At 41.2% G+C, this 24,561-nt stretch carries 10 protein-coding genes; 4 read left to right on the top strand and 6 right to left on the bottom strand.

The window, feature by feature from the left end:
* Positions 1-4 precede the first annotated feature (4 nt).
* Positions 5-997, top strand: coding sequence for a dTDP-glucose 4,6-dehydratase (rfbB, locus tag C4H12_RS06710; RefSeq protein WP_106098229.1), 993 nt, complete (start codon positions 5-7; stop codon positions 995-997).
* 97 nt (positions 998-1,094) lie between these two features.
* Here the strand turns inward: rfbB and C4H12_RS06715 are convergent, their stop codons facing one another.
* From C4H12_RS06715 to C4H12_RS06740, 6 genes are all read right to left on the bottom strand, one after another.
* Complete coding sequence (locus C4H12_RS06715) at positions 1,095-15,887, bottom strand: gliding motility-associated C-terminal domain-containing protein (protein ID WP_106098230.1); 14,793 nt, start codon at positions 15,885-15,887, stop codon at positions 1,095-1,097.
* A 128-nt stretch (positions 15,888-16,015) separates the two neighbouring features.
* The gene (locus tag C4H12_RS06720) at positions 16,016-16,726 is read right to left on the bottom strand and encodes a cell division protein FtsQ/DivIB (RefSeq protein WP_106098231.1); all 711 of its coding nucleotides are present in this window, start codon (positions 16,724-16,726) and stop codon (positions 16,016-16,018) included.
* A 3-nt stretch (positions 16,727-16,729) separates the two neighbouring features.
* A complete protein-coding gene (gene era / locus C4H12_RS06725; RefSeq protein ID WP_106098232.1) occupies positions 16,730-17,611 on the bottom strand; it encodes a GTPase Era in 882 nt (293 codons plus the stop codon).
* A gap of 79 nt (positions 17,612-17,690) precedes the next feature.
* Positions 17,691-18,308, bottom strand: coding sequence for a hypothetical protein (locus C4H12_RS06730; RefSeq protein ID WP_106098233.1), 618 nt, complete (start codon positions 18,306-18,308; stop codon positions 17,691-17,693).
* Positions 18,301-19,083, bottom strand: coding sequence for a DUF6048 family protein (locus C4H12_RS06735; RefSeq protein WP_106098234.1), 783 nt, complete (start codon positions 19,081-19,083; stop codon positions 18,301-18,303). Before C4H12_RS06735 ends, C4H12_RS06730 begins: the two co-directional genes overlap by 8 nt.
* The gene (locus C4H12_RS06740) at positions 19,049-19,483 is read right to left on the bottom strand and encodes a DUF6452 family protein (RefSeq protein ID WP_106099445.1); all 435 of its coding nucleotides are present in this window, start codon (positions 19,481-19,483) and stop codon (positions 19,049-19,051) included. The genes C4H12_RS06735 and C4H12_RS06740 overlap by 35 nt, the downstream gene beginning before the upstream one ends.
* Before the next feature lie 453 nt (positions 19,484-19,936).
* On the opposite strand from C4H12_RS06740, the gene C4H12_RS06745 reads away from it, so the two are divergent.
* The 3 genes from C4H12_RS06745 to C4H12_RS06755 all read left to right on the top strand — a co-directional run bounded on the left by C4H12_RS06745 (position 19,937) and on the right by C4H12_RS06755 (position 24,558).
* Positions 19,937-20,560 (top strand): rhodanese-like domain-containing protein, encoded by a 624-nt coding sequence (locus tag C4H12_RS06745; protein ID WP_106098235.1) that lies wholly within the window; start codon positions 19,937-19,939, stop codon positions 20,558-20,560.
* Positions 20,561-21,061: 501 nt separating this feature from the next.
* The gene (locus tag C4H12_RS06750; RefSeq protein WP_106098236.1) at positions 21,062-22,345 is read left to right on the top strand and encodes a citrate synthase; all 1,284 of its coding nucleotides are present in this window, start codon (positions 21,062-21,064) and stop codon (positions 22,343-22,345) included.
* A 2-nt stretch (positions 22,346-22,347) separates the two neighbouring features.
* Positions 22,348-24,558 (top strand): NADP-dependent isocitrate dehydrogenase, encoded by a 2,211-nt coding sequence (locus C4H12_RS06755; RefSeq protein WP_106098237.1) that lies wholly within the window; start codon positions 22,348-22,350, stop codon positions 24,556-24,558.
* Positions 24,559-24,561: the final 3 nt, after the last annotated feature.

The following is a 24,561-nucleotide window of genomic DNA, read 5'->3' on the forward strand; positions in this document are numbered from 1 at the left end:
ATAAATGAAAAGAAACATATTAATTACAGGTGGAGCTGGATTTATAGGCTCACATGTGGTGAGGCTATTTGTAAATAAATATCCGAATTATCATATTTTTAATTTAGACAAACTTACTTACGCTGGTAACCTAGAAAATGTTGCTGATGTAGCTAATGCTGCTAACTACACTTTTATACAAGCTGATATTTGTGATTATGAGGCTATGAAAGAACTTTTTGTAAAGTATCATATTGATGGGGTGATACACCTTGCTGCCGAAAGTCACGTAGATAGAAGTATTGAAGATCCTTTCATCTTTGCTAAAACTAATGTAATGGGTACTCTGAGCTTATTGCAAGCTGCTCGTGAAGCATGGAAAGATAATATGCAGGGGAAACGTTTCTATCATGTATCAACTGACGAGGTATATGGAGCTTTAGAAATGGATCATACACTTTTTACTGAGCAGACTCCTTATGACCCTCAATCACCTTATTCAGCTTCTAAAGCTTCATCAGACCATTTTGTGCGTGCTTATCATAATACCTATAAACTACCAATAGTAATTTCTAACTGTTCTAATAATTATGGTTCACATCAATATCCTGAGAAGCTTATTCCTGTATGCATCTATAATATTGTGGATAATAAGCCTCTCCCTATTTATGGTAAGGGTGAAAACATACGTGATTGGCTATTTGTAGAAGACCACGCACGTGCTATTGACACAATCTTTCACCAAGGAAAAGATGGAGATACTTACAATATAGGTGGTTTTAATGAATGGCGTAATATTGATTTGGTAAAAGTAATTATCAAAGAAGTAGATAAGCAATTAGGAAGACCTGAAGGTACTTCGGAAAAGCTTATTACTTTCGTAACTGATCGTGCTGGACATGACCTTCGTTATGCTATTGATGCTAGTAAACTGAAAAATGAACTTGGTTGGGAACCATCATTGCAATTTGAAGAAGGTATACAAAAAACAGTAAAATGGTACCTTGAGAACAGATAAAAAGTAAAAGTAAGTAAGTAACTATTTATAGAATAAAAAAAACAGTTGAGGCTATCCTTAGGGATAGCCTCAACTGTTTTTAGTGTTTTAGAAAATTTTATCTTTTAAGATATAACCAACCTACTTTAGTTTGTTTTTGCTGTTGTTGGTCTGCATACTCTATAACATAATAGTAAGTACCTTGAGGCAGTTTCTCAGGCTGTTCGATGGTTACACGTCCATTAGAGATGCCTCTAAACACCTTAGTAACATTGTCATAACCTTCAACTTCAAAGACTTTCACACCCCAACGGTTGTAGATACGAACCACATTATTAGGATAACGCTCAATTCCTCCAATATGGAAATGATCATTTTTGCCATCACCATCTACCGACATACCATTGTAAGGCACTATACTGTTCAACACATCGATAGTAACCGTTGCTGAAGCACAACCATCCATGTTGCAAAGCTCATACACAAAGGTATCAGTGCCCTCAAAATTAGTATTCGGACGATATTCAATAGAGCCGTCTACATTCACAACTACTGTACCGTTGGCAGGGTTTGTTACCACATTAGGAGTGGTTGCTCCGTTAGGGGTATCGTTGCCAAGTACATTCACCACTACTGGGGTATTCATTGAAGTTGTTGAACGATCATCTACCGCTATTGGCAATACTGGGGTAGTACTTGTAGCTATACTACTTACCACTACTACAACACTTGCAGTGCTACATACCGTTGGACTTGCTACCGCACATATTGTATAGCTTATCGTATGTATACCCGCAGGGGTATTTGGCGCTACATCAATTGTTCCGTTAGGGTTCAAAGTGAAGCCGGTAGGAGTTGTTGTATTCCAAGTAAGGGTTACAGAACTGATACTTGGATTTGGTACCCCATTAAGTTTATCGTTAGTCAATACACTTGGCGTAGTGCCACCCGTTGTGCTGATGATAGTGGTTACACCATCATTCACTGCTTCGATAGTTGTTGGTGTAGTGGTGCTTGTAGTTGTCGCACTTACCACTACTACAATACTTGCAGTACTACATACTGTAGGACTTGCTACTGCACATATTGTATAGCTTATTGTATGTGTGCCCGCAGGGGTATTTGGTGCTACACTGATAGTTCCGTTAGGGTTCAAAGTGAAGCCCGTTGGAGTTGCTGTATTCCAAGTAAGGGTTACAGAACTGATACTTGGATTTGGCACACCGTTCAATTTATCATTAGTCAATACACTCGGCGTAGTACCACCCGTTGTACTGGTGATAGTGGTTACACCATCATTTACTGCTTCGATAGTTGTTGGTGTAGTGGTGCTTGTAGTTGTGGCACTTACCACTACTACAATACTTGCAGTACTACATACTGTAGGACTTGCTACTGCACAAATCGTGTAGCTTATCGTATGAATACCCGCAGGGGTGTTGGGTGCTACATCAATTGTTCCATTAGGATTCAAAGTGAAGCCTGTAGGAGTTGCTGTACTCCAAGTGAGTGTTACTGAACTGATACTTGGGTTTGGTACACCATTGAGTTTATCGTTGGTAAGAACACTTGGCGTAGTGCCTCCTGTAGTACTAGTGATAGTGGTTACACCATCGTTTACAGCTTCGATAGTTGTTGGTGTAGTAGTGCTTGTAGTCGTGCCACTTACCGTTACTACGATGCTCGCTGTGCTACATACCGTAGGACTTGCTACCGCGCATATCGTGTAGCTTATCGTATGCGTACCCGCAGGGGTATTTGGTGCTACATCAATTGTTCCATTAGGATTCAAAGTGAAGCCTGTAGGAGTTGCTGTATTCCAAGTAAGTGTTATAGAGCTAATACTTGGGTTTGGTACGCCATTGAGTTTATCGTTAGTCAATACACTTGGCGTAGTACCACCCGTTGTGCTGGTGATAGTGGTTACACCATCATTTACTGCTTCGATAGTTGTTGGTGTAGTGGTGCTTGTAGTCGTACCACTTACCGTTACTACGATGCTCGCTGTGCTACATACCGTAGGACTTGCTACTGCGCATATCGTGTAGCTTATCGTATGTGTACCCGCAGGGGTATTTGGCGCTACCGTAATCGTTCCGTTAGGGTTCAAGGTGAAGCCTGTAGGAGTTGCGGTATTCCAAGTAAGTGTTACAGAGCTGATACTTGGGTTCGGAACTCCATTGAGTTTATCATTAGTCAATACACTTGGCGTAGTGCCTCCTGTGGTACTAGTGATAGTGGTTACACCATCGTTCACCGCTTCGATAGTTGTTGGTGTAGTGGTGCTTGTAGTCGTACCACTTACCGTTACTACGATGCTCGCTGTGCTACATACCGTAGGACTTGCTACTGCACATATCGTGTAGCTTATCGTATGTGTACCCGCAGGGGTATTTGGCGCTACCGTAATCGTTCCGTTAGGGTTCAAAGTGAAGCCTGTAGGAGTTGCTGTATTCCAAGTGAGTGTTACTGAACTGATACTTGGGTTCGGTACGCCATTGAGTTTATCGTTAGTCAATACACTTGGCGTAGTGCCTCCTGTGGTACTAGTGATAGTGGTTACACCATCGTTCACTGCTTCGATAGTTGTTGGTGTTGCCACAGTAGGAACAAACACTTTTACGATGGCTGTGGCGGTTGCACAATTATTAGGGTTCAAACGCTCACAGATGCTATATACTATCTCATAAGTACCCGATTTAGTTCCCGAAGGAACTGTTACTTTACCATTGGTCAAGTCGATGCTTGGCGTTTTAGTCGCTCCTACTACATCAGTGGTGGTGGTTACTACCATAAGGATTACATCGGTAGTGGTTGGCGTTTTAGTGCCGAGTTTGTCGTTGTCTAATACCGTTCCAGTGGTAGTTGTCGTGCTAGTACCATTGGTTACAGTGTAAGTATCAGCTTTAGCAACAATTGGCGTACTGCCTACTTTTACAGTGGCGGTAGCTGTTGTGCAGTTATCAGGGTTCAAACGCTCACAGATGCTATACACTATCTCATAAGTCCCCGATTTAGTACCTGAAGGCACTGTTACAGTACCATTGTTGTTTAATGTAGGCGTTTTAGTCGCTCCTACTACATCAGTGGTAGTAGTTACTACCGTAAGGATCGCATCAGTAGTTGTTGCCGTTTTAGTGCCTAATTTATCGTTGTCTAATACAGTGCCAGTAGTCGTTGTGGTGCTAGTACCATTGGTTATTGTATAGGTATCAGCTTTGGCAACAATTGGCGTACTGCCTACTTTTACAGTGGCGGTAGCTGTTGTGCAGTTATCAGGGTTCAAACGCTCACAGATGCTATACACTATCTCATAAGTCCCCGATTTAGTACCTGAAGGCACTGTTACAGTACCATTGTTGTTTAATGTAGGCGTTTTAGTCGCTCCTACTACATCAGTGGTAGTAGTTACTACCGTAAGGATCACATCAGTAGTTGTTGGCGTTTTAGTGCCTAATTTATCGTTGTCTAATATCGTACCGGTAGTCGTTGTGGTGCTAGTACCATTGGTTACAGTGTAAGTATCTGGTTTAGCAACAATTGGTGTACTGCCTACTTTTACAGTCGCTGTGGTTGTAGCACAGTTGTCAGGATTCAAACGCTCGCAGATGCTATATACTATCTCGTAAGTACCCGATTTAGTGCCCGAAGGTACAGTAACAGTACCATCGTTGTTTAAAGTAGGCGTTTTAGTCGCTCCTACTACATCAGTGGTGGTGGTTACTACCGTAAGGATCGCATCAGTAGTTGTTGCCGTTTTAGTGCCTAATTTATCGTTGTCTAATACAGTGCCAGTAGTCGTTGTGGTGCTAGTACCATTGGTTATTGTATAGGTATCAGCTTTGGCAACAATTGGCGTACTGCCTACTTTTACAGTGGCTGTGGCGGTTGCACAGTTATCAGGGTTCAAACGCTCACAGATGCTATACACTATCTCATAAGTACCTGATTTAGTGCCCGAAGGTACAGTAACAGTACCATCGTTGTTGAGTGTAGGTGTTTTAGTAGCGCCTACTACATCGGTGGTAGTGGTTACTACCGTAAGGATTACATCAGTAGTGGTTGGCGTTTTAGTACCTAATTTATCGTTGTCTAATACCGTTCCAGTGGTAGTAGTGGTGCTAGTGCCATTGGTTACAGTGTAAGTATCCGCTTTGGCAACAATTGGCATACTACCTACTTTTACAGTGGCGGTAGCGGTTGCACAGTTATCAGGGTTCAAACGCTCGCAGATGCTGTATACTATCTCGTAAGTACCTGATTTAGTACCCGAAGGAACAGTAATAGTACCATCGTTGTTTAAAGTAGGTGTTTTAGTAGCGCCTACTACATCAGTGGTGGTGGTTACTACCATAAGGATTACATCGGTAGTGGTTGGCGTTTTAGTGCCGAGTTTGTCGTTGTCTAATACCGTTCCAGTGGTAGTTGTCGTGCTAGTACCATTGGTTACAGTGTAAGTATCAGCTTTAGCAACAATTGGCGTACTGCCTACTTTTACAGTGGCGGTAGCTGTTGTGCAGTTATCAGGGTTCAAACGCTCACAGATGCTATACACTATCTCATAAGTCCCCGATTTAGTACCTGAAGGCACTGTTACAGTACCATTGTTGTTTAATGTAGGCGTTTTAGTCGCTCCTACTACATCAGTGGTAGTAGTTACTACCGTAAGGATCGCATCAGTAGTTGTTGCCGTTTTAGTGCCTAATTTATCGTTGTCTAATACAGTGCCAGTAGTCGTTGTGGTGCTAGTACCATTGGTTATTGTATAGGTATCAGCTTTGGCAACAATTGGCGTACTGCCTACTTTTACAGTGGCGGTAGCTGTTGTGCAGTTATCAGGGTTCAAACGCTCACAGATGCTATACACTATCTCATAAGTCCCCGATTTAGTACCTGAAGGCACTGTTACAGTACCATTGTTGTTTAATGTAGGCGTTTTAGTCGCTCCTACTACATCAGTGGTAGTAGTTACTACCGTAAGGATCACATCAGTAGTTGTTGGCGTTTTAGTGCCTAATTTATCGTTGTCTAATATCGTACCGGTAGTCGTTGTGGTGCTAGTACCATTGGTTACAGTGTAAGTATCAGCTTTAGCAACTATTGGCGTACTATTTACTTTGATGACACTTGTTTTAGTTACTGTATTTCCTTGAGGGTCTTTTCCTACAAAGGTTACTGTTACTACTGATGTGTTGCACCAGTTCGTTGGTTTTACAGCTGCAAAATCATGAGTAAGCGTTGCTGTACCACAAGTATCGGTAACTGTAGCCTGACCAAGCCAGTTGTTTACTGTCGCATCAATATTAGCAGCTGTACAAGTTACCGTTAAAGTTGCTGGCACTGTTAAACTTACCGTATTGCTAATGGTAACTGCCACGGCTACTTTATCTGTTTCGCAAGTAGCATTGAAACGACTTACGGTATAAGCATCAGTAGTGGTAAGCGCTTCATTGTTATTGGTTACCAAAGTGCCGTTTTTATAAACTCTTACGGTAGCGGTATCAGTTGCTACTTTGGCTTTCAATTCGGCTACTGTAGCAGCAGCACAGAAAGTATAGGTTTTTCCGTTAGCAGGTTTTTCTAAAATATCAATTAGCAATTCGCGCCACATCGATTGAGTAGGACAAGAAGCGTCAGTGAGTTTTAACCAACGTGTATTTTGTCCGGTTGAGAAAGTCCCTAAGTTGGTAAAGGTTACAGTAGTTCCTTTAGTAGCGGTTTTAGTCTCGATAACTGTACCTGTTTTGGTAGCATAAAGCTCATAAGTATAGTTATTTGCATCGTTGATACCATTCACTGCTTTCACTACTATTTTGCCAGTGCCTCCTTCACATTTGTAGCCTACATAAGTAGAACGGTCTATATTCAGTAATACATCATCTACACTAATCGTAAAGGTGCGTACACAAGCCGTAGGTGAGTTAGCTATATAGTTATAGATTTCTCTTTCATCTTCGGCGTAAGCAAAGGTATACAACCCTGTAGAATTCTCATTGCGAGGCAAAGTGAAATAAGTGTCCAAAGTAGCGGCGTTATCCCTGCTATAGATAACTCTTTGGTAGGTATTACCTGCATAAGTAGCTGGCTGTTGAGGGGTAGTAGAAATATCGGCGGCATTTACACCCGCAGGTATTTTCACTAACCATACATACAAGTTCTGATTTTGGTTGTTTTTCTTCAACCAATCTTGTGCTGTATTCCCTTTGAAAGGATATACCTTTACTCCCGTACAAGCAACTTCTTTTTCAGGAGTAAGTGGTTTTTCGCTGTACTGAGGGTGTTCGATTGTTAGTAAATTTGCTTTTTTTCGTCTGCCATTTTCTACATAGTATGTTTGTCCGCAAGGGTCTTCGATCTTGATTTTGTAATCACCCTCAGGGAGAGACGAGAAGCCCGCAGCATTTTGTACATTAAGAGTAGAAAGCAGATTGTAGGAGCTTGCATCTCTTGTGATGGTATAGCTTTCGCCCACTTTCAGTTTGTTAGGCTCATTGGCATAGCCTGCTGGAGCACTCTCCAAGGTTACTTTATAGCCTTTGAGCGACAACAACACTCCATTTTCATCACGCAAGAAGCCTTGTATATACATCTCTGTTCTTTCGGGGTGACCGAAACATCTCTTTATCTCTGCATATTGCCCATCGGGTCTATAGGCAGCTTTCGCCTGATTGAAACTGCGCGCTATTGTGGTTACCGATTGTGTATCGGGGGCTGCCGCTTTCACCGTTACGCTGTATTTCTCATTAGGGTTGATAGGATTACCATTGAGGTTTGTGATATCAATAATAGCATTTGCAACATTGGTACTACCTGAAGCTACCACTTGTCCTGCCTCATTTTTCACCTCGTAAGTAATAGGTTTACAAACTATCACGGTTCTATCTAACGAAATCTTAATCGTAGGCGCAGTACAACTACCGCCGTAAGCCATCTTCATTGTAAGCATACGCGTATCGCCAAATTCAATAGGCGCTGATACCCCACAAGAAGGTTGTCCTTTGATGCGGAAGTAGAACTTAGGTTTTTTATTAGCAATAGCCAAATCGGCATAGTTTCTACCAAAGGCAGCCAAATCGTAATAAATCACTTTAGGCTGACTGCTGGTGATACCCGCTGGCAATGAATACACTTCACGCCAATAGCTATCAGGAATTTGAGATGCGTTAGTCCAGCCTTTGTCGGTCATATCTTGTTGAGATACGGCTGTATATTCAAAGAACTGTTTAGCAATCGCTTCATTTTGGAAATACGCATTGATGTCGATACCTCCTGCACGAGCCTGAGAGTTTCTCAAATTGGCATAATTACAATCATTGATATCAACATAAGGTCCTGCATCGAAGTTATCGCGTATAGGGAAATTACTTGTTAATTCGGTAATTGTTTGTCCTATCTCTTGTGAAACTCCACATTTTACGAGTCTTGCTTTATACGTTCCCTTAGGGATATTATTTTGGGTAAGCCATACAAAAGGAACATTGCCTTCCTTGTTGTCTTTGGTAATAGTAAAGGTGCGCGATCCTGTATAGCCCGCAGGCACCTCTGTAAGTTCTACCACATAACTTTGTCCAGCAACAGCATTTTGCACTTGAAATCGCAACTGACCTGAAGGTACACATTTGAGTGTTTTAGAGAAAGGTGTAGAGAAAACAAGCGTTTCATTCCCTGAAGTGCCTTGTGTTACTGCCACGGCTACTCTATCGCTCTCACAAGTTCCATTTTTCTGCGCTACATAATAAGTGGTACCCGCTACCAAAGGTGTTGTTTTTACCAAAGGTGTTACATCAGTAGCTGTAGCATACCATACGATGTTAGCGCCTTGCGGTTGCAAAGAGGCTATGGTTTGGTTTGTGCCTGAACATAAAGTGTGGGTGGTTTGGGTTACGGTAGGAGGAGCTATTTCCTGAACTTTTACATCTACTATAGGGCTATTTACCGTTTTACAATCGTTCTTAACCTCTACAAAGTAATAACGAGTGCCTGCATCAGCAGTAGAAGGGGTATAAGTATTACCAGTAGCCCCCGCTATAGCAGTAGCTCCTGCCTGATTATTTGTTGTATTTGTATACCACTGATAAGCAAAAGGTTCAGAGCCAGACGCTTGTACTGTAAGAGGAGTTGCTTGTGCTCCTTTACAATAAGTAGCTCGTCGAGAATATTGATAAATCGTTGGTTGCGATTTTACTTCTACTCTTGCTATTGTAGAAGTAGCTACCCCACAATCACTGGTTACGACTACTAAATAAGAATTTGTTGATTGCCAACCCGATAATACAAGCGTGTTACTAGTTTTTCCTGAAAGGATTTTAGGAGTATTATTTGATATATAGTACCACTGATATTTTATTGTTCCTATACCTATAGCCTCTACTTTTAGAGTGACAGAAGTACCTGGACAATAGATTGTAGACACTGGTTGCAATGTAATAACAGTAGGGGTCTGTACCTCAGCACGTGCAGCAGTGGTGGTATATACAGTCCCACAAGCCCCTTGTACTGTAGCGTAATAATATCTCACCCCAATGGTGTGTATAGGAGGGACAAAAGCATCGTACACTTCACCTGCAATAGCTGTACCTCCCACATTGCTATTGTTAGTACCATTGTCGTACCACTGATAACGCAAATTATCACCTGTAGCTACCACACGCATCGCATTGGCAGTAGGCTCTAAGTGGCAAAGTTTTAGATTGGCAGGTTGGGTAACAATAGCAGTAGGCGTTTGTACTTCTATTTTAGCAGCTGTAGAGGTTGCTATTCCGCAATCACTGCTCACCACTGCATAATAATAAGTAGTAGTAACCACTGAGATAAGTGGCGTATAAGTAGCTTGAGTAGCTCCTGAGAGCAAAATACCTCCTTCGTTGCTATTGTGTTGCTGTTGATACCATTGATAATGCAAAGTACCTACTCCTGTAGCTGTTACACTCAACGGGGTAGCCGTTGCATTTTGGCAATAGGTCGCTCCTACTGGTGAGTTCACTATAACAGTAGCACTCTGTACAGTTACTTTAGCTAAAGCACTATCGGTTGTACAACCGTTGTTGAATATTCTCACAAAATAGTATTCTTCCCCGCTTTTGGCGGTAGACGGCGTATAGGTATCCCCCGTTTCTCCTGCCAAAAGACGTGCTCCAACGATACTATTCGTTGTATTTTGATACCATTGGTATCTGAGGTTAGTTCCCATAGTAACTACCTTAAGCGGACTTGCGACTGCTTCCTTACAATAGGTCGCACTTGCAGGTTGCCCTGTGATATGAATAGAATTGTTGAGTGTAAGGGTTGCTGTGGTAGAGGTTTTAGTAATAGCAATATTGCACAACATAGCGGTATTAGTATAAGTATATACCACTCTGTAAAGATTGTTGTGTTGTGCATCGGTTAAAGCACTGAGGGTAAGGGTAGCCACTCCTTGAGAAGTAGTATCTTTAGCTCCTGCTATATCAGCAAAAGTAGCTCCGTTATCAGTAGATGACTGCCACTGATATGTAATATCTCCTGCATAAGGAGATTTGAGTGCTGCTTTAGAAGTAAAAGTAGCTTCTCCGCCCTCACAAGCTTGTTGCGGTTGAGGGGCTTGCTCTATATTCAAAATAGTATCTTCCAACACTGAAGTTGGACAGATTTCCACAAAGAAACCATAGCCATTAGAGCCTGCAAGGTCTTCTACTACCAATTCAGTAAAGGCACCATTATTAGGAGCGGTTACTTTTACAGCTACATCGTTTACAACGCCATTCGCTGAAGTAATCACTGATCCGTTAAAGTAAGCGTTCCTTTTGCAGTCATACGCTTTACTTAGTATTGCATTGCCACAATTGAGGCTTATCTTAGCTTTGTCTATTCCATTGGGGGTATTTCCCATTAAGAGTAGCCATACAGTAGCACTCTTCACAGGCTTAGCAAAAGTATAGGTAAGTTTGGTATTATCTCCTGACTTTAACCAAGCATAATTAGCCACATACGATGATTGACAGTGAGCTCCATAAGCAGGACTGAAAAGAGCATTCCCTGTAAAACTACGCTTCACCCCTACCCCATTGAGGGTTGTCTCGGCATTGTCGGTAACAGCAAACTGAGGTGCTGGTGGTACCCCACACTCACCCACTGCTGGTATAGTGGCAGTAGTGTGAAGGGTTACAGAGCAAGAACCATAGCTCAGCTCTGTAATTTCTATAGTTGTAGTATCGGTAACAGTATGTGAGAAAGCTAATCTCCCATCGGGATTGATCGTTTTTCTCTCTATTGCTCCTCCATTAATGCGATAGCTTATAATAGCTCTGGGAACAGAAACGACCGTATAGGTAACCGAATTATTTCTACCCTTCTCTATAACAGCAGGGTATGTGGTTAGGCTTTTTAGTATCAGTGAAGGATATACAGTCACTTTCTTGCGTTCACTCTCACAAGTACCATCTACTTGTGCTGCATAATAATCTCCTTCTACAAGAGGCTCATTGGGTGAAAGCGCGATCCCTTCTGTAGCTTCTCTATACCAGCGGATATCTCCTCCTTTGGTTTCTAAATTGGCAACGGTAAGACTATTGTTCCCACAGAATACTTGCAATTCTTTTACATCAGGTTTTTGTGGAGTAAAATGTACTTGAAGCGGTGCTTTTTCACTCATACATTTCCCTGCCTCCTGAAGAGTGTAGTAACAAAGCCAACTGGTACTGATAGGCTCATTATCACTCACACGTTCGTAATATCTATTACCATTCTTGTTATATATACGCGCATTATTGCCTAACAAAGCTTTCACCTGACCTACTGTAGGTCGGGTAGTGCCACACAAGTCGATTCCTCTCTCGGCAATAGGGGTTACATTATCAGTAGCTTTATTGATAACTACCATTGTTCTATAGCTGGGGCATTTACCTGTTTCTTGTGTGGTATAATAGTAGTATGCAGCAGCTATTGACCAATCTATAGGGGCATTATCAGTTTGCAACACTCCTGCTGCGTATATTTTCACTTGGCTACCGCTAATCAGTGCTTTAAGGTCGGCTATGGTAGCGTTCTCACACAAACTCACATTCAAAGTTTGAGCGGCGGTCTTTTCTTTTTCTGTAAAGAGCACCGAGTAGTGTGCCGAAGGACATTTACCCGCTTCTTCTATTGAGAAGGTAGTATATGAGTTGTTTAACAATATTTCATCAGCTCCTCTGTCATACTCTCTATTCTGATAGTTATAAACTTTGATACCATTGGCGATAGCATTGGGGTAAAGCTCTCTAAGGGCTGCTTTTATCTCATCAATAGTTACCACTGGAGCTCTATAACTATTGCCATAAGAAGTACATATTGCTAAAGTTTGTGCCGACGCCTGAGTTATTGAGCGCACTCCAAGGTTTATAGTGGCAGGTTGCGACTCACATACCCCTATTTTTTGGGTATAGGTAATGCCCGTATAGGTAGTAAACTCAAAGTTGTTGTTGAGGGCGAAGCCTCCTTGATAAATATTGATATTATTAAAGTTTGTAGGATCTATCAGTTTTTTAAGTTCTTCTACATTTAGAGCGCAAGCCGCAGTAAAGGTTTTAGTAGCAGGGGCATTGGTATTGAGCTGATGTACTGTTATAGTTACCACACCACTATTGCAGTAATAAGCTTTTGCAAGTCGCAAATAGAGTTGCTTTTGGCTATCGGCTGGTAATGTACCTATAGAAGTTGTTCCTATAATAGGGTTAATTTCGTTTTGAGCATCTTCTAAAGAGTTATACCACACAAATTCAGGAGCATTAGCTCTGAGTTCTGATTTACTTTTCTGTAAAATAAGTTGCTTGATATCGTTATAGGTTGAAGCACTACAAATAGTTACATCGGTATGTACATACTTGTCGAAATCAAAAATCTTGCTTACCTCCAAAGTTGCTTCTGTTTGAGTGAGCACCTCGCCACAAGCATTTTCTAAACGGTAGACAAAGGTGTTCTTTCTGAGGAAATCAGAGGTAAACACATTCACACTGCCATCTTCTGGTACAGTTATCACGCCATTTTTATCTACAATACGTTTGGTGATTTGTGTATGTGCTGGATTGTTATCAGTAAACAAACTGTTAAGATCAAAAGTAGTATAGGCATTCACACACAACTGTTTATTGTGCCCTTGTACTGAAGTTACTGCCGGACTCGCGCCTGTACTGCTAAATGTATAAGGCTGAATGGCTAACGACAGACAAGAATTGATAGCACTCTCATAGCTTGTTACCAATTTCACACTGTATTGATCACCATTGCTAACTGAAGGTATTGCCAAAGTAGTTCCTTCTCCTACAGGAGTGGTTGTATCATTATTTTTATACCACTGTATTTTAATCTTGCTTCCCATATCAGGCAATGAGAGTACAGCGGGTTGCCCATTGCAATAAGCGGTTTTATCGGCTGTGATTTCAGGAGCTTTGAAGTTAGAAATCACCCCATCCACCGTATCGCCTTGTCCACAAGCATCGGTTACCTTAAATACATAGTAAGTATTCAAGTCGGTAGCATCTACATTGAGGAAGAAGTTTTCGTTGTCGCTGTGCTGATTGAGTCTTACCTCAGCCTGCCCTGGTACTTTTTTAGATACCAAAGTATAGGTAAAAGGGGCGGTTCCTCCTTGAGGGATAATTGCTACGTGATATTTATTGCCACTACAACCAAAGCCTATGGCTTTGGGTTTTCTTAACGAGCCTCTAAACTCTTTTTCGGCAACCACTATAGCACAATCAAAAGCACTACTACCAAGTTCCGGACGCGTATAGAGCATACGCACCACACGGAATTTCCCTTGTTTTTCTCCAGTAACCGTAGCATAAGTAGTACCAACATTATTGAGCAAACTACCTGTATATTGAGCCGCTTTCCACTGACCTATAGTCTCATCAAAACGCTGTAGCTGGAAAGAAGTCCATCCTCTTGCATAACCAGTACTTATCCCTTTTACTTTAGGGATACAACCATCTTCAAAGGTTACTGAATAAGTCTCTTCTTTTATTTGATACGTAGAGGTTTGTACATTGCCACATACATCTGTATATACATAGGTATATTTTCCTATGGGCAAATCTCTCAAAATCCAGTTTTGCCCACTTGAGGATATTCTATCTTTATCATTTACTACATAAGGTAAAGAAAAACCTGTGGGGAGTTGAGTGGCATCTCCATCAAAATTTACAATTTTGATTTCGGCTATATCCAAACCTCCTGTAGACATAAACCAAGAGGCAAAGTTACTACCGTTTTTATCGGCTTTACAGCTTCCCATAGTACTATTGTTGAGCGTTCCTCTTCTTGAAGAATTTTTTACTTCTATAGGCGCGAGTTCTACCTCTTTATTGCAATCTTCTGAAACCACTTTAAAACGGAACACATCGCCTATTCGCAATTGGTCACCTCCAATAAGTGTTTGAGAACTGCTGATACCTGTAAATCTCTTCACATATTTTCCTGCCAATGACGGGTGAGTGCTATTGATTTTATAGAAGCCCTCAGTATTAGGGTTGAAATGTGCAGGGTAAGCCTCAAGCACATAATACACCATTTTGTTCCAATTTGCTTCCAAAGAATTACTATGAGATGTACTTATCTGTAACCCTGTACAAGTATTACCGTAATACGATAAACCAGCACCATAATACTCTATACTTTTTAGAAGTTCTTTAGTAACCGGAATAAAAGAAGTTGCTTTGCCACAAATGATAGCACGACCTCCAAGCGTCCAAGTACCGTATTCTATAGGGATATTTTGGTATATTTCACGCAGTTGAATATAAGAGCTATTTACTTCAAAAAACTTAGTGAACTCATCTTTATCATTTATAGTATAGCTAAAAGGATAAGTTCTTCCCGTAGGAGAAGTAAGTGTCAGTTCTATTGTAAACGGATAAGGCACCGTATTGGCATTCCAAATTTTACTAACATTTTGGCTATCCATTCTCACTGCCGAAAACTCCAACTTATCGCAAGTGTGATCTTGCAGGGTAAATCTATTTTGAAGTGATGTGATCTGGAATTTGAAGTCATCAACTACTACCGATCTAAAACTTTGAGTACCTCCACCTATCGCACAGAAGTTTTCTACAAGTACCTCATAGCTGCCTTTGGGTACATTTTTAAAAACATTAGATGTTTGTTTAGCACGCACTATATGCTGGCGTGTATTGTCATACAAAGTGAAGTAAAGTGGATATTTTCCTGAAGTTACCCTTACCCTGATATCCCCATTCCCCTCGCAAGGTGTAGGAACAAATTCTGGTGTAAAGTTTATCGTTTCAAGATTATTAACAACTGTAATATTCTTTTGTTCTATATTTTTAGAAGCATCGCTATTGTGCTTAGCGATAAGGTCATAATTCCCTCTGGAAAGGGTACGAACTCCCAAAGAAGCATCTACCAATCTATCAGCGTTAAAACTATAAGCAGTTTCAGAACTCTTTTTGTAATATACCTTATAATCTGATGGATTGACATCTTTTCCTATCAATTGATAGTAAATAGCACCTGAATCATTACACCATTCTGGTTCTATTCTCAATGATAAGGTAGGGGTTATTTGAGGTGTTATATTATAGATATACCCAGATTGATAGGTACAACCTTCATTGGTTGCCTTCAAAGAAAAAGTACGCTTTTGATGCACTTTCCCTACCGGAATGGTTAAAAAAACTTGCTCTGTACCTCCTTTAGGCACTATGTAACGCAAGGAATAGGATCCTCCTTTATCATCTGTAAAAGTGTAAGTAGTACCTGGAAAAGGATAACGAATATAAAAATATCCCTCACCTCCTACATTCACATTTTCAAAAGTGGTAGCTCGCGTTTGTTCAAGAGCTTTTAGCACGTTTTCATCACACGTTTGTGCTTGTCCTTTTACAAATGAAAACAGTAAAAAAAATAATGATAAGTGTTTTAATAATTTGTGCATTTAATTGTTTTTGTTAGCGTTTATTCCGGGCGGCAAAAGTACAAATAATTCACTAATCAGCAATGAAATTTCACAATTAATTATTAAAAAAAATAGCCAATATGTAGATTAACATATTGGCTATATTCTTATTCTAACTCTCTTTTGCATATCACCTGATTCATATATTTCAGGCTTATACTATTGTATTCATTCAATTTTTTCGTCTCTTCTAATTGCTTGTAAAAAGCTTTAAGGTTCGCATTTTTTATCTTCTCATCTTCAAACTTTCCAAATAATACCTTAAACCTTGCCACACGCATCAAAAACTCATACTCTCCATTTGGTTTCACTACTACTTCAGTAATATTTTCCTTTAGCCAAGGGTCGTTCTGTATGAAAAGCATCAATTGGTGGGTTGGTTGCCAGTATTTATTACTTTCACCCCTTAGTAAGGGTACTCGTGCCGAAAATGATTTTGATAACGGCATTTTTTTTCCTTGTGTATCCATATAACACACATTATTCCCTTCAAACACCCGCGCTATAGGCTCTCGTTGCTTAATTTTAGCATTCAGCACCCCATCAATAGTAAAATACACTTCCGATTTTTCTATCATATCATTGTTGTCCAATAGCTGTTCTATCTCATCCAGCTTCAGTAATCCTAAAGGGTGCTGTGCCTGAGGGTCTTTAAATATAGTACGTCTTACACTCTCATCTGTAACGTACATATCCTCATCCTCATAATCTATAACTATTTCTTTTACGCTACGCATCTTATTTTTGCTCATAGCAAAAAGTTGCAAGCAAAAAGGCAAGAAAATAATAACAAGTATTTTTAATATCTTTTTAGCCATAAATTAATTAAGGTCATAACCAAAGCGTCGCAATTGCCGTGCATTGCTGCGCCAGTCTTTATTTACTTTTACAAAAAGTTCAATATGCACTTGTTTACCGAAAAACTTCTCCAAATCAGTACGAGCTGCCATACCTACTCGCTTTAGGGCCTCTCCTTTATGTCCTATGATAATACCTTTTTGGCTATCGCGCTCCACCATTATCACTGCTCTTATATGCAGTATTTGCTCACTATCAGCAAAGCTCTCTGTTTCTACTTCTACCGAGTAGGGTATTTCTTTCTTATAGTTCAGTAATATCTTTTCACGAATAATTTCATTCACAAAAAAACGCTCTGGCTTATCGGTAAGCTGGTCTTTCGGAAAAAACGCTTCCGATTCAGGTAATAATTCCAATATCCGGTTAAAAACCTCTTCTGTTTGAAAATGTCTCAATGCCGAAATAAGGTATATCTCAGCCCTAGGCACTTTTGCTTTCCAGTAAGCTACCTGCTCCTCTAGTACGCTCTGTTCTGTAGTATCTACTTTGTTAATAAGCAACAGCACAGGTACTTCTAGCTGATTAATACGTTTAAAAAACACCTCATCTTTCAGCTCTTTTTCACCTATTTCTACCATATACAGTAATATGTCAGCATCTTCAAAGGCGCTTTTCACAAAGTCCATCATTGAGCTCTGCAAGGCATAAGAAGGCTTAATAATTCCAGGAGTATCCGAAAATACCACCTGAAAGTCGTCTCCACTCACAATACCAAAAATACGGTGCCGAGTAGTTTGTGCTTTAGAGGTGATTATTGAGAGTTTCTCACCTACAAAAGCATTCATCAATGTCGATTTCCCTACATTAGGGTTCCCTATAATATTTACAAATCCTGCTTTGTGCATTTATTTTTAGTTTAAGGTCTTAGGTTTGGGGTTTTTATATTCTAATTCCTACCTTGCCCTTTTGTTTAATGATGAATATCTAATGATTAATACTTGAAAGCATTCCCTTTCCCCAGTGTGGGTGATTAGCACTCTTAGGAACAAATTGTTCAAACTTCTCTAATGCTTTATCTATAATAGGTTGTGCTTTATCCTTCCCCCCGCCAAACATCTTTGGTTTAAAGTAAGTCCCTATAGCTCGTATCACATAAGCACGTGGGTTACTGGGGTTCGCACCAATCGCTTTTTCAATGTATTCTCTACCTATTTTACCGTATTTACTACCCCTAAACATAGGGCTCACCTTTACTTTAGCACTGTACAAATATGCGTATAAAGCATATATTTCCGATTTGTCCGCATCTTGTAGCTTTTCTGTAGCTTTTAAGTACTTTTCTGCTTGGTCGCAATAAGTATCAATAGCCGAACCTTCCAAAAGGTCTGCAATACGCACATTCACATAAGCAGCGTAATAGGGTAGTAACCAGTTATTAGGTGTATGGTTCCACAGCCTTTCAAACTCCGGTACCAAAGGCTTCAAAGCGCCTACAGTATAGCTTTTATCTAATTGCTGCACTTTCGCACTAAGCTCATCAGCTCCTTGCGCCCAGCCTATGGTACTCAGCCATATAAAGCAAAGGGTTATTATTTTATTCATTCTTTTTCTTTTCAGCCTTTTTGTACAACGGAATCAAATATGTAAGTGTATAGTTAAAGCTCATCCCAAAACTACTCAGCTCATTCACTTTGCCAAATGCAGGAATGTAGTAATTTGGAAATCCTTGCTTATCCGTTTGCAGTAGTAACAATCCTACTCTGGCACTTGCTCCTGCATATAGGTTGTGTAGCAGTTCCGCCTTAATACCTATCACCAATTCCAACCAATGGGCAGTACGTCCATCGTATTTGCGCAACCATTCAGGGTTACTACCAGCCGTATTCTCATTCCAATACTGGTTATCTTTATGTAGTTTATAGCTGTTCATCTCCTGCGAAAATAATGAAAAACCATAACGTGCACCCACATATATCATATTCTCCATACCATACCAGTTACCATAGGTATTGTAGTCAAAACCAGCTCTAAGAAACTGACCTTGGGTACTGAAATTAAAAAAATCCTGACTGGTGCTTTTCCGTTCCATACCTATCTCAGCAGCAGCATAATAGCTATAACTCAAGCGGTAGTCCCCTACCAATTCCAATCCGTAATAATTCTTATCAAAAAACGAATGCATTAGCCTACTCAGGTCTGCCCCTACCCGAAGCCCGTATCGTTGCTTATATACAGGCGCTTCTTCTTTTTGCGGCAAAGCAATAGCCGTAGTTCGCGTACTCGTACCCGCAACCGTTGTAGCTGTGCGCGTTTGTCCTACAGCCACCAGCAGCCAGCCAATACTAATGATATAAGTGAATATGAGCTCTTTTTTCATTATCAACAGTTGTATTCTTAATATTTACCCCTTTTAACCACGAAGTATTAGCATCCTCAATAGTTGCCGATAGGGTATTATAGATCACTTTTATACCACAAGCCTTACTCACAAAACTCTCTTCAGGCGTATAAGTAAGGGTAAGTGTAGCCGTACTGGTAGTAGTACCTACCTTTTTCTCAAGTATATAAACCGTAGGATTCTCCAATCGCAAAGGCAATGCCAGCGAATCAACCGAAACCTCACTTACCAAAGGAGTCGTATTCCCCTGCCCATACACAGTAAGATTCGCCACACTAAAAGGCGTCCGCAAATTATTAGGGTCATAAAAACGCACCACCAAGCGCGGTGTATTCACCTTATGATCACACAACTCATCCGATTCGCAAGCCGTTAACATCACCAATACAGTGATTAACAGGCATAAAGTTTTTTTCATTATCTTATGAAATTAATTTCGGGGCAAAGATACAAATTAATTATCAATTCGCAATACTCATCACTCATCCCTCCCCTCTCTTTTGCCATCCCTCCTATCCTCCCCCTCCCCTACTACCCCACACCTTTTCTATAGCCTCTCTCCGTCTCCCCCCCTACATCCTCACACCTAAAAAGCATCCCTCACCTCACTCCCAAGATTGCCCAAAACAGCTTATAGCCCGAACGAACGAATAACGAAGGATAAACGAACTATAAACGAAGGATAGTCTTCAAGCCCTCCCCCTCTTACCTCTTACCTCCCTTTCTCCTCTTAACTACGAAAAAAAATTGCTAATTAATAAAAAGTTTGTACTTTTGCACCTATAACAGCAAAACAGGCCAATATGCCTCCTTGCTAATCATCTATTTCTATATGAAACATTCAATTACTATGAGCGCACTCATACTGTGCGTAGTTACCACTAAAGCACAAACTTTAGCCGAGCGTATCAACGCCAATAACGTAACCCTTGTCGATGTCCGTACCCCCGACGAATACGCCGAAGGTACCGCTCAAGGGGCTATTAACATCCCTCTTCAGGTAATGGACACTCAATGGACACAACTAAAAGGGAAAGAAAATATAGTACTCTTCTGCAGGCGTGGGGCACGTGCCGAAAAAGCCAAGGCTATACTCGAAGCCCACAATATCAACGCTGTGAACGGACTCACCGTACAGCACGTGCAACATTTACAGAAAACCAACCTGCTAAGTAAGCTCACCTTCTCTACCGAAAAACCTTCTACCTACTTCGTAAAAGATGGTCAAGATGTACGCCAAATAGCCATCGCTTTAGGCGAAGGTGCTGTACTTAAAAAACACACTACCGATGTACCCGCTACCCTTATTGTAACCAAAGGCGAAGTCCGCTTCTTAATTGAAGAAGAAGAAATAATACTAAAAGAATTAGATACTTACCAAATACCTGTCGATATCCCTCACGAAGTAATAGGAGTAGGGATAGAAAACATATTTATTGTTACCAAAGGGAAATAATAAAGAGGCTGTCTAAAAAGTTTTGTTTTGTAAGGGCGAATTGCCATTCGCCCCTACATTTCATTAGATAATCATAAAGCGAACGCCGTGATGCATCATACTTTTGATGATTTTTTAGACAGCCTCTTTTTTATAAAACAAAACCTTATACTCTTCCTAAAAACTACTAAAACTTTGTGAAAGCGACCCTACCTTTTTTGCTAAATCTTCAATGTTCACGCCCATAACTTGAAAAATTAATAATTTAACACTTCTTTTTTTGTTATATCCTCAATCTTTTAACATTTTAAAGATTGTTTCAATCCTCTATTATTGCAAAACACTGATAACCAGCTTATATTGGTTAAAGTTTTGTTAAAACATTAGTTTTCCTTGCTTACTTTCAGTTGTTTTTTGTACCTTTACGACACAAAAAGTGATAAATCACAACCAAAAACAATCACTCAGATGTATCACTTTTCAAACAACTGATAAATTTAAAAACACTAAAAAGATTGCTTTATGGAAAACATTGCAAAATTAATTTTTGAAGGGAAAGAGTATGAGTTTCCTATTGTTGTAGGTACCGAAAACGAGAAAGCGATTAACATCGAAAAATTGCGTGCCTTAACTGGATTGGTAACCTTAGATTCTGGTTACAAGAATACTGGCGCTTGCAAGAGTGCTATTACCTTTCTCGACGGTGAAAAAGGTATCTTGCGTTATCGTGGCTATAATATCGAAGAATTGGCTGCCAAAGCCGAATTCCTTGAAGTAGCCTACCTTCTTATCTTTGGCGAACTCCCCACTGCCAAAGAGTATGATGATTTTAAGAAAACTATCCACAAGTACACCCTTGTACACGAAGATATGCGTCATATTATGGACGGTTTTCCTCGCTCGGCTCACCCTATGGGGGTATTGGCATCAGCTACTAGTGCGCTCACAGCTTTTAACCCTGTACCAGTGAATGTACATTGCCCCAAACACGTCTATCAAGCGGTCTGCAAAGCCATTGCCAAAGTAACGATTATCGCTTCTTGGGTATACCGCAAACGCGAGGGCTTACCACTGAATTACTACGACAATAAGAAAGGTTATATCGAGAATATTTTGCGCCTCTTCTTTGAAATTCCTACCGAGGAATACAAAATCAACCCTACCATTGTGAGTGCCCTCAACAAATTGCTCATCCTCCACGGCGACCACGAACAGAACTGTTCCACTTCTACAGTCCGTTTGGTGGGTTCTTCAGAGGCGGGTCTGTTTGCCAGTATTTCCTCTGGGGTTTCTGCCCTTTGGGGTCGCCTTCACGGCGGGGCAAACCAAGCGGTGATTGAGATGCTTGAAGAAATTCACGCCGATGGGGGTGGGGTAGATAAGTTCATCAACAAAGCTAAAGACAAAGACGATCCTTTCCGCCTAATGGGCTTTGGTCACCGCGTGTATAAGAACTTCGATCCAAGGGCTAAAATCATTAAAGCTGCTGCCGATGATGTGCTCAATGCTTTGGGCATAGAAGATCCAATTTTCAGCATCGCCAAACATCTTGAAAAAGTAGCTTTGGAAGACGACTACTTCAAATCGCGCAATCTCTACCCTAATGTAGATTTCTATTCGGGCATTATCTACAAAGCCTTGGGTATGCACTTAGAGATGTTCACGGTACTCTTTGCTATTGGTCGCCTCCCTGGTTGGATTGCACAATGGAAGGAAATGCGCCAAGGCGGTGAGCCTATCGGTCGCCCACGACAAATATACGTAGGAGCTACCGAACGAGCTTTTGTTGAATTGAATAAACGATAAGAATGAAAAATATTATCTATACCATTACCGATGAGTCGCCCTATTTGGCTACCCATTCGCTATTGCCTATCATCAAACGCTTTTGCGCTTCTTCAGGAATCAACTTTGAAGCCAAAGACATCTCATTGGCAGGGCGTATCTTAGCTTCTTTCCCCGATTTTCTCACAGCAGAACAACGCGTACCCGATGCTCTTAGTGAATTAGGAATATTGGCTACTCGTCCGGAAGCTAATATCATCAAATTACCTAACATCAGTGCTTCGGTACCACAGCTAAAAGCAGCTATTGCCGAACTACAATCACAAGGATATGCCTTACCTGCCTATCCAGACAACCCTACTACAGAAGCTGAAAAGGCTATCCAACAGCGGTATGACAAGGTGAAAGGCAGCGCTGTGAACCCTGTGTTACGCGAGGGTAATTCCGACCGCCGCGCTCCTAAATCGGTAAAACAGTACGCCCAAGCACACCCCCATTCAATGGGAGCATGGCGTAGTGATAGCCCAACCGAAGTAGCTACAATGACAGCCGGCGACTTTTTCCACAACGAACAATCGACTACGCTTACAAAAGCCGATATGGTACGTATTGAGCTGGTACACAAGCACGATGTACAGGTGCTAAAAGAGGCTATTACTTTGCAAGAAGGCGAGGTTATAGACGCTACTGTTATGAGTAAGGAAGCCCTCTGTAAGTTCTACAAAGAGCAGTTTGCTAAGGCTAAAGAGAAAAATTTATTACTTTCGTTACACCTGAAAGCTACAATGATGAAGGTTTCGGATCCTATTCTCTTTGGCTATGCTTTGGAAACTTATTTTGCTCCTTTATTCCAAAAATACTCACAAGAGCTGAAGTCATTAAAGGTAAACCCACGTAATGGGTTAGCCGACATACTATTAAAAATAGCTACCTTAGCCCCTGAAGCACAAGAGCCTTTGCTGCACGATATAGAAGGGGCGCTGGCACAAGCGGCTTCTTTGGCTATGGTAAATTCGGACAAGGGGATAACGAACTTCCATTTCCCTAACGATGTGATTGTAGATGCATCAATGCCTGCAATGATACGCAATGGGGGCAAGATGTGGAATGCACAAGGCTCTGCCCAAGACACTTTGGCAGTACTGCCCGACAGCAGTTATGCGCGTATTTATCAGGTAGTTATCGACTTTTGCAAAAAGCACGGTGCTTTTAACCCCGCCACTATGGGTACAGTAGCCAATGTAGGCTTAATGGCTCAGAAAGCTGAAGAATACGGTTCGCACGACAAGACCTTTGAAATACCTCATAGTGGGCGTGTTCAGGTAATAGGCGCCGAAGGTAAAATATACCTATCACACAAGGTGGAAAAAGGTGATATTTGGCGTATGTGTACTGCCAAAGACGCCCCTGTGCGAGACTGGGTAAAGTTGGCAGTAGAACGCGCACGCCTAAGCAATACTCCTGCTGTATTTTGGTTGGACGAACACCGCGCCCACGACGGTCAGCTCATCAAAAAAGTAAAACACTACTTAAGCCAGCAGGATATTAAGGGGTTAGATATTCGGATTTTCTCACCCGAAGCGGCTATGCAGTTCACTTTGGAGCGTTTGCACAAAGGCAAAGACACCATTTCGGTAACAGGTAACGTGCTGCGCGACTACCTTACCGACTTGTTCCCTATCTTGGAATTGGGTACCAGTGCCAAAGTACTCTCAATAGTACCGCTGATGAATGGCGGAGGCTTGTTCGAGACCGGCGCTGGGGGGTCGGCACCTAAGTTGGCTGAACAGCTTTTTGCCGAAAACCACTTGCGTTGGGATTCTTTGGGTGAGTTCTTGGCTTTGGGAGCTTCGTTAGAACATTTGGGGCAAAAACACCACAACCCAAAAGCCTTAGTATTAGCTGAAACTTTGGACGAGGCTACAAGTAAGCTGCTGAACAACGATAAGTCGCCACAAGCTGAAGTGGGTACCCTCGACAATCGTGGGAGTCACTTTTACTTAGCACTTTACTGGGCAGAAGCCTTAGCCCAACAGACCCAAGACCTTGCCCTTGCGGAAGAGTTTGCCCCTCTTGCCCAAAAGTTAAAGGACAATGAGGCTACTATCATTAGCGAACTTACCCAAATACAAGGTAAGCCTGTTGATTTAGGAGGGTATTACCACCCTAATACCACTAAAGTAACCGAAGTAATGCAAGGAAGCCCAACGCTACATAGCTGTTTTAATTACTAATTA

Origin of the sequence: Capnocytophaga sp. oral taxon 878 (genome assembly GCF_002999135.1) — a bacterium.
Lineage (GTDB): Bacteria > Bacteroidota > Bacteroidia > Flavobacteriales > Flavobacteriaceae > Capnocytophaga.

Coding starts and splice junctions, on each gene's coding strand:
- rfbB (WP_106098229.1), top strand. CDS start 5: ATGAAAAGAAACATATTAATTACAGGTGGAGCTGGATTTATAGGCTCA.
- C4H12_RS06715 (WP_106098230.1), bottom strand. CDS start 15,887: ATGCACAAATTATTAAAACACTTATCATTATTTTTTTTACTGTTTTCA.
- C4H12_RS06720 (WP_106098231.1), bottom strand. CDS start 16,726: ATGGCTAAAAAGATATTAAAAATACTTGTTATTATTTTCTTGCCTTTT.
- era (WP_106098232.1), bottom strand. CDS start 17,611: ATGCACAAAGCAGGATTTGTAAATATTATAGGGAACCCTAATGTAGGG.
- C4H12_RS06730 (WP_106098233.1), bottom strand. CDS start 18,308: ATGAATAAAATAATAACCCTTTGCTTTATATGGCTGAGTACCATAGGC.
- C4H12_RS06735 (WP_106098234.1), bottom strand. CDS start 19,083: ATGAAAAAAGAGCTCATATTCACTTATATCATTAGTATTGGCTGGCTG.
- C4H12_RS06740 (WP_106099445.1), bottom strand. CDS start 19,483: ATGTTAACGGCTTGCGAATCGGATGAGTTGTGTGATCATAAGGTGAAT.
- C4H12_RS06745 (WP_106098235.1), top strand. CDS start 19,937: ATGAAACATTCAATTACTATGAGCGCACTCATACTGTGCGTAGTTACC.
- C4H12_RS06750 (WP_106098236.1), top strand. CDS start 21,062: ATGGAAAACATTGCAAAATTAATTTTTGAAGGGAAAGAGTATGAGTTT.
- C4H12_RS06755 (WP_106098237.1), top strand. CDS start 22,348: ATGAAAAATATTATCTATACCATTACCGATGAGTCGCCCTATTTGGCT.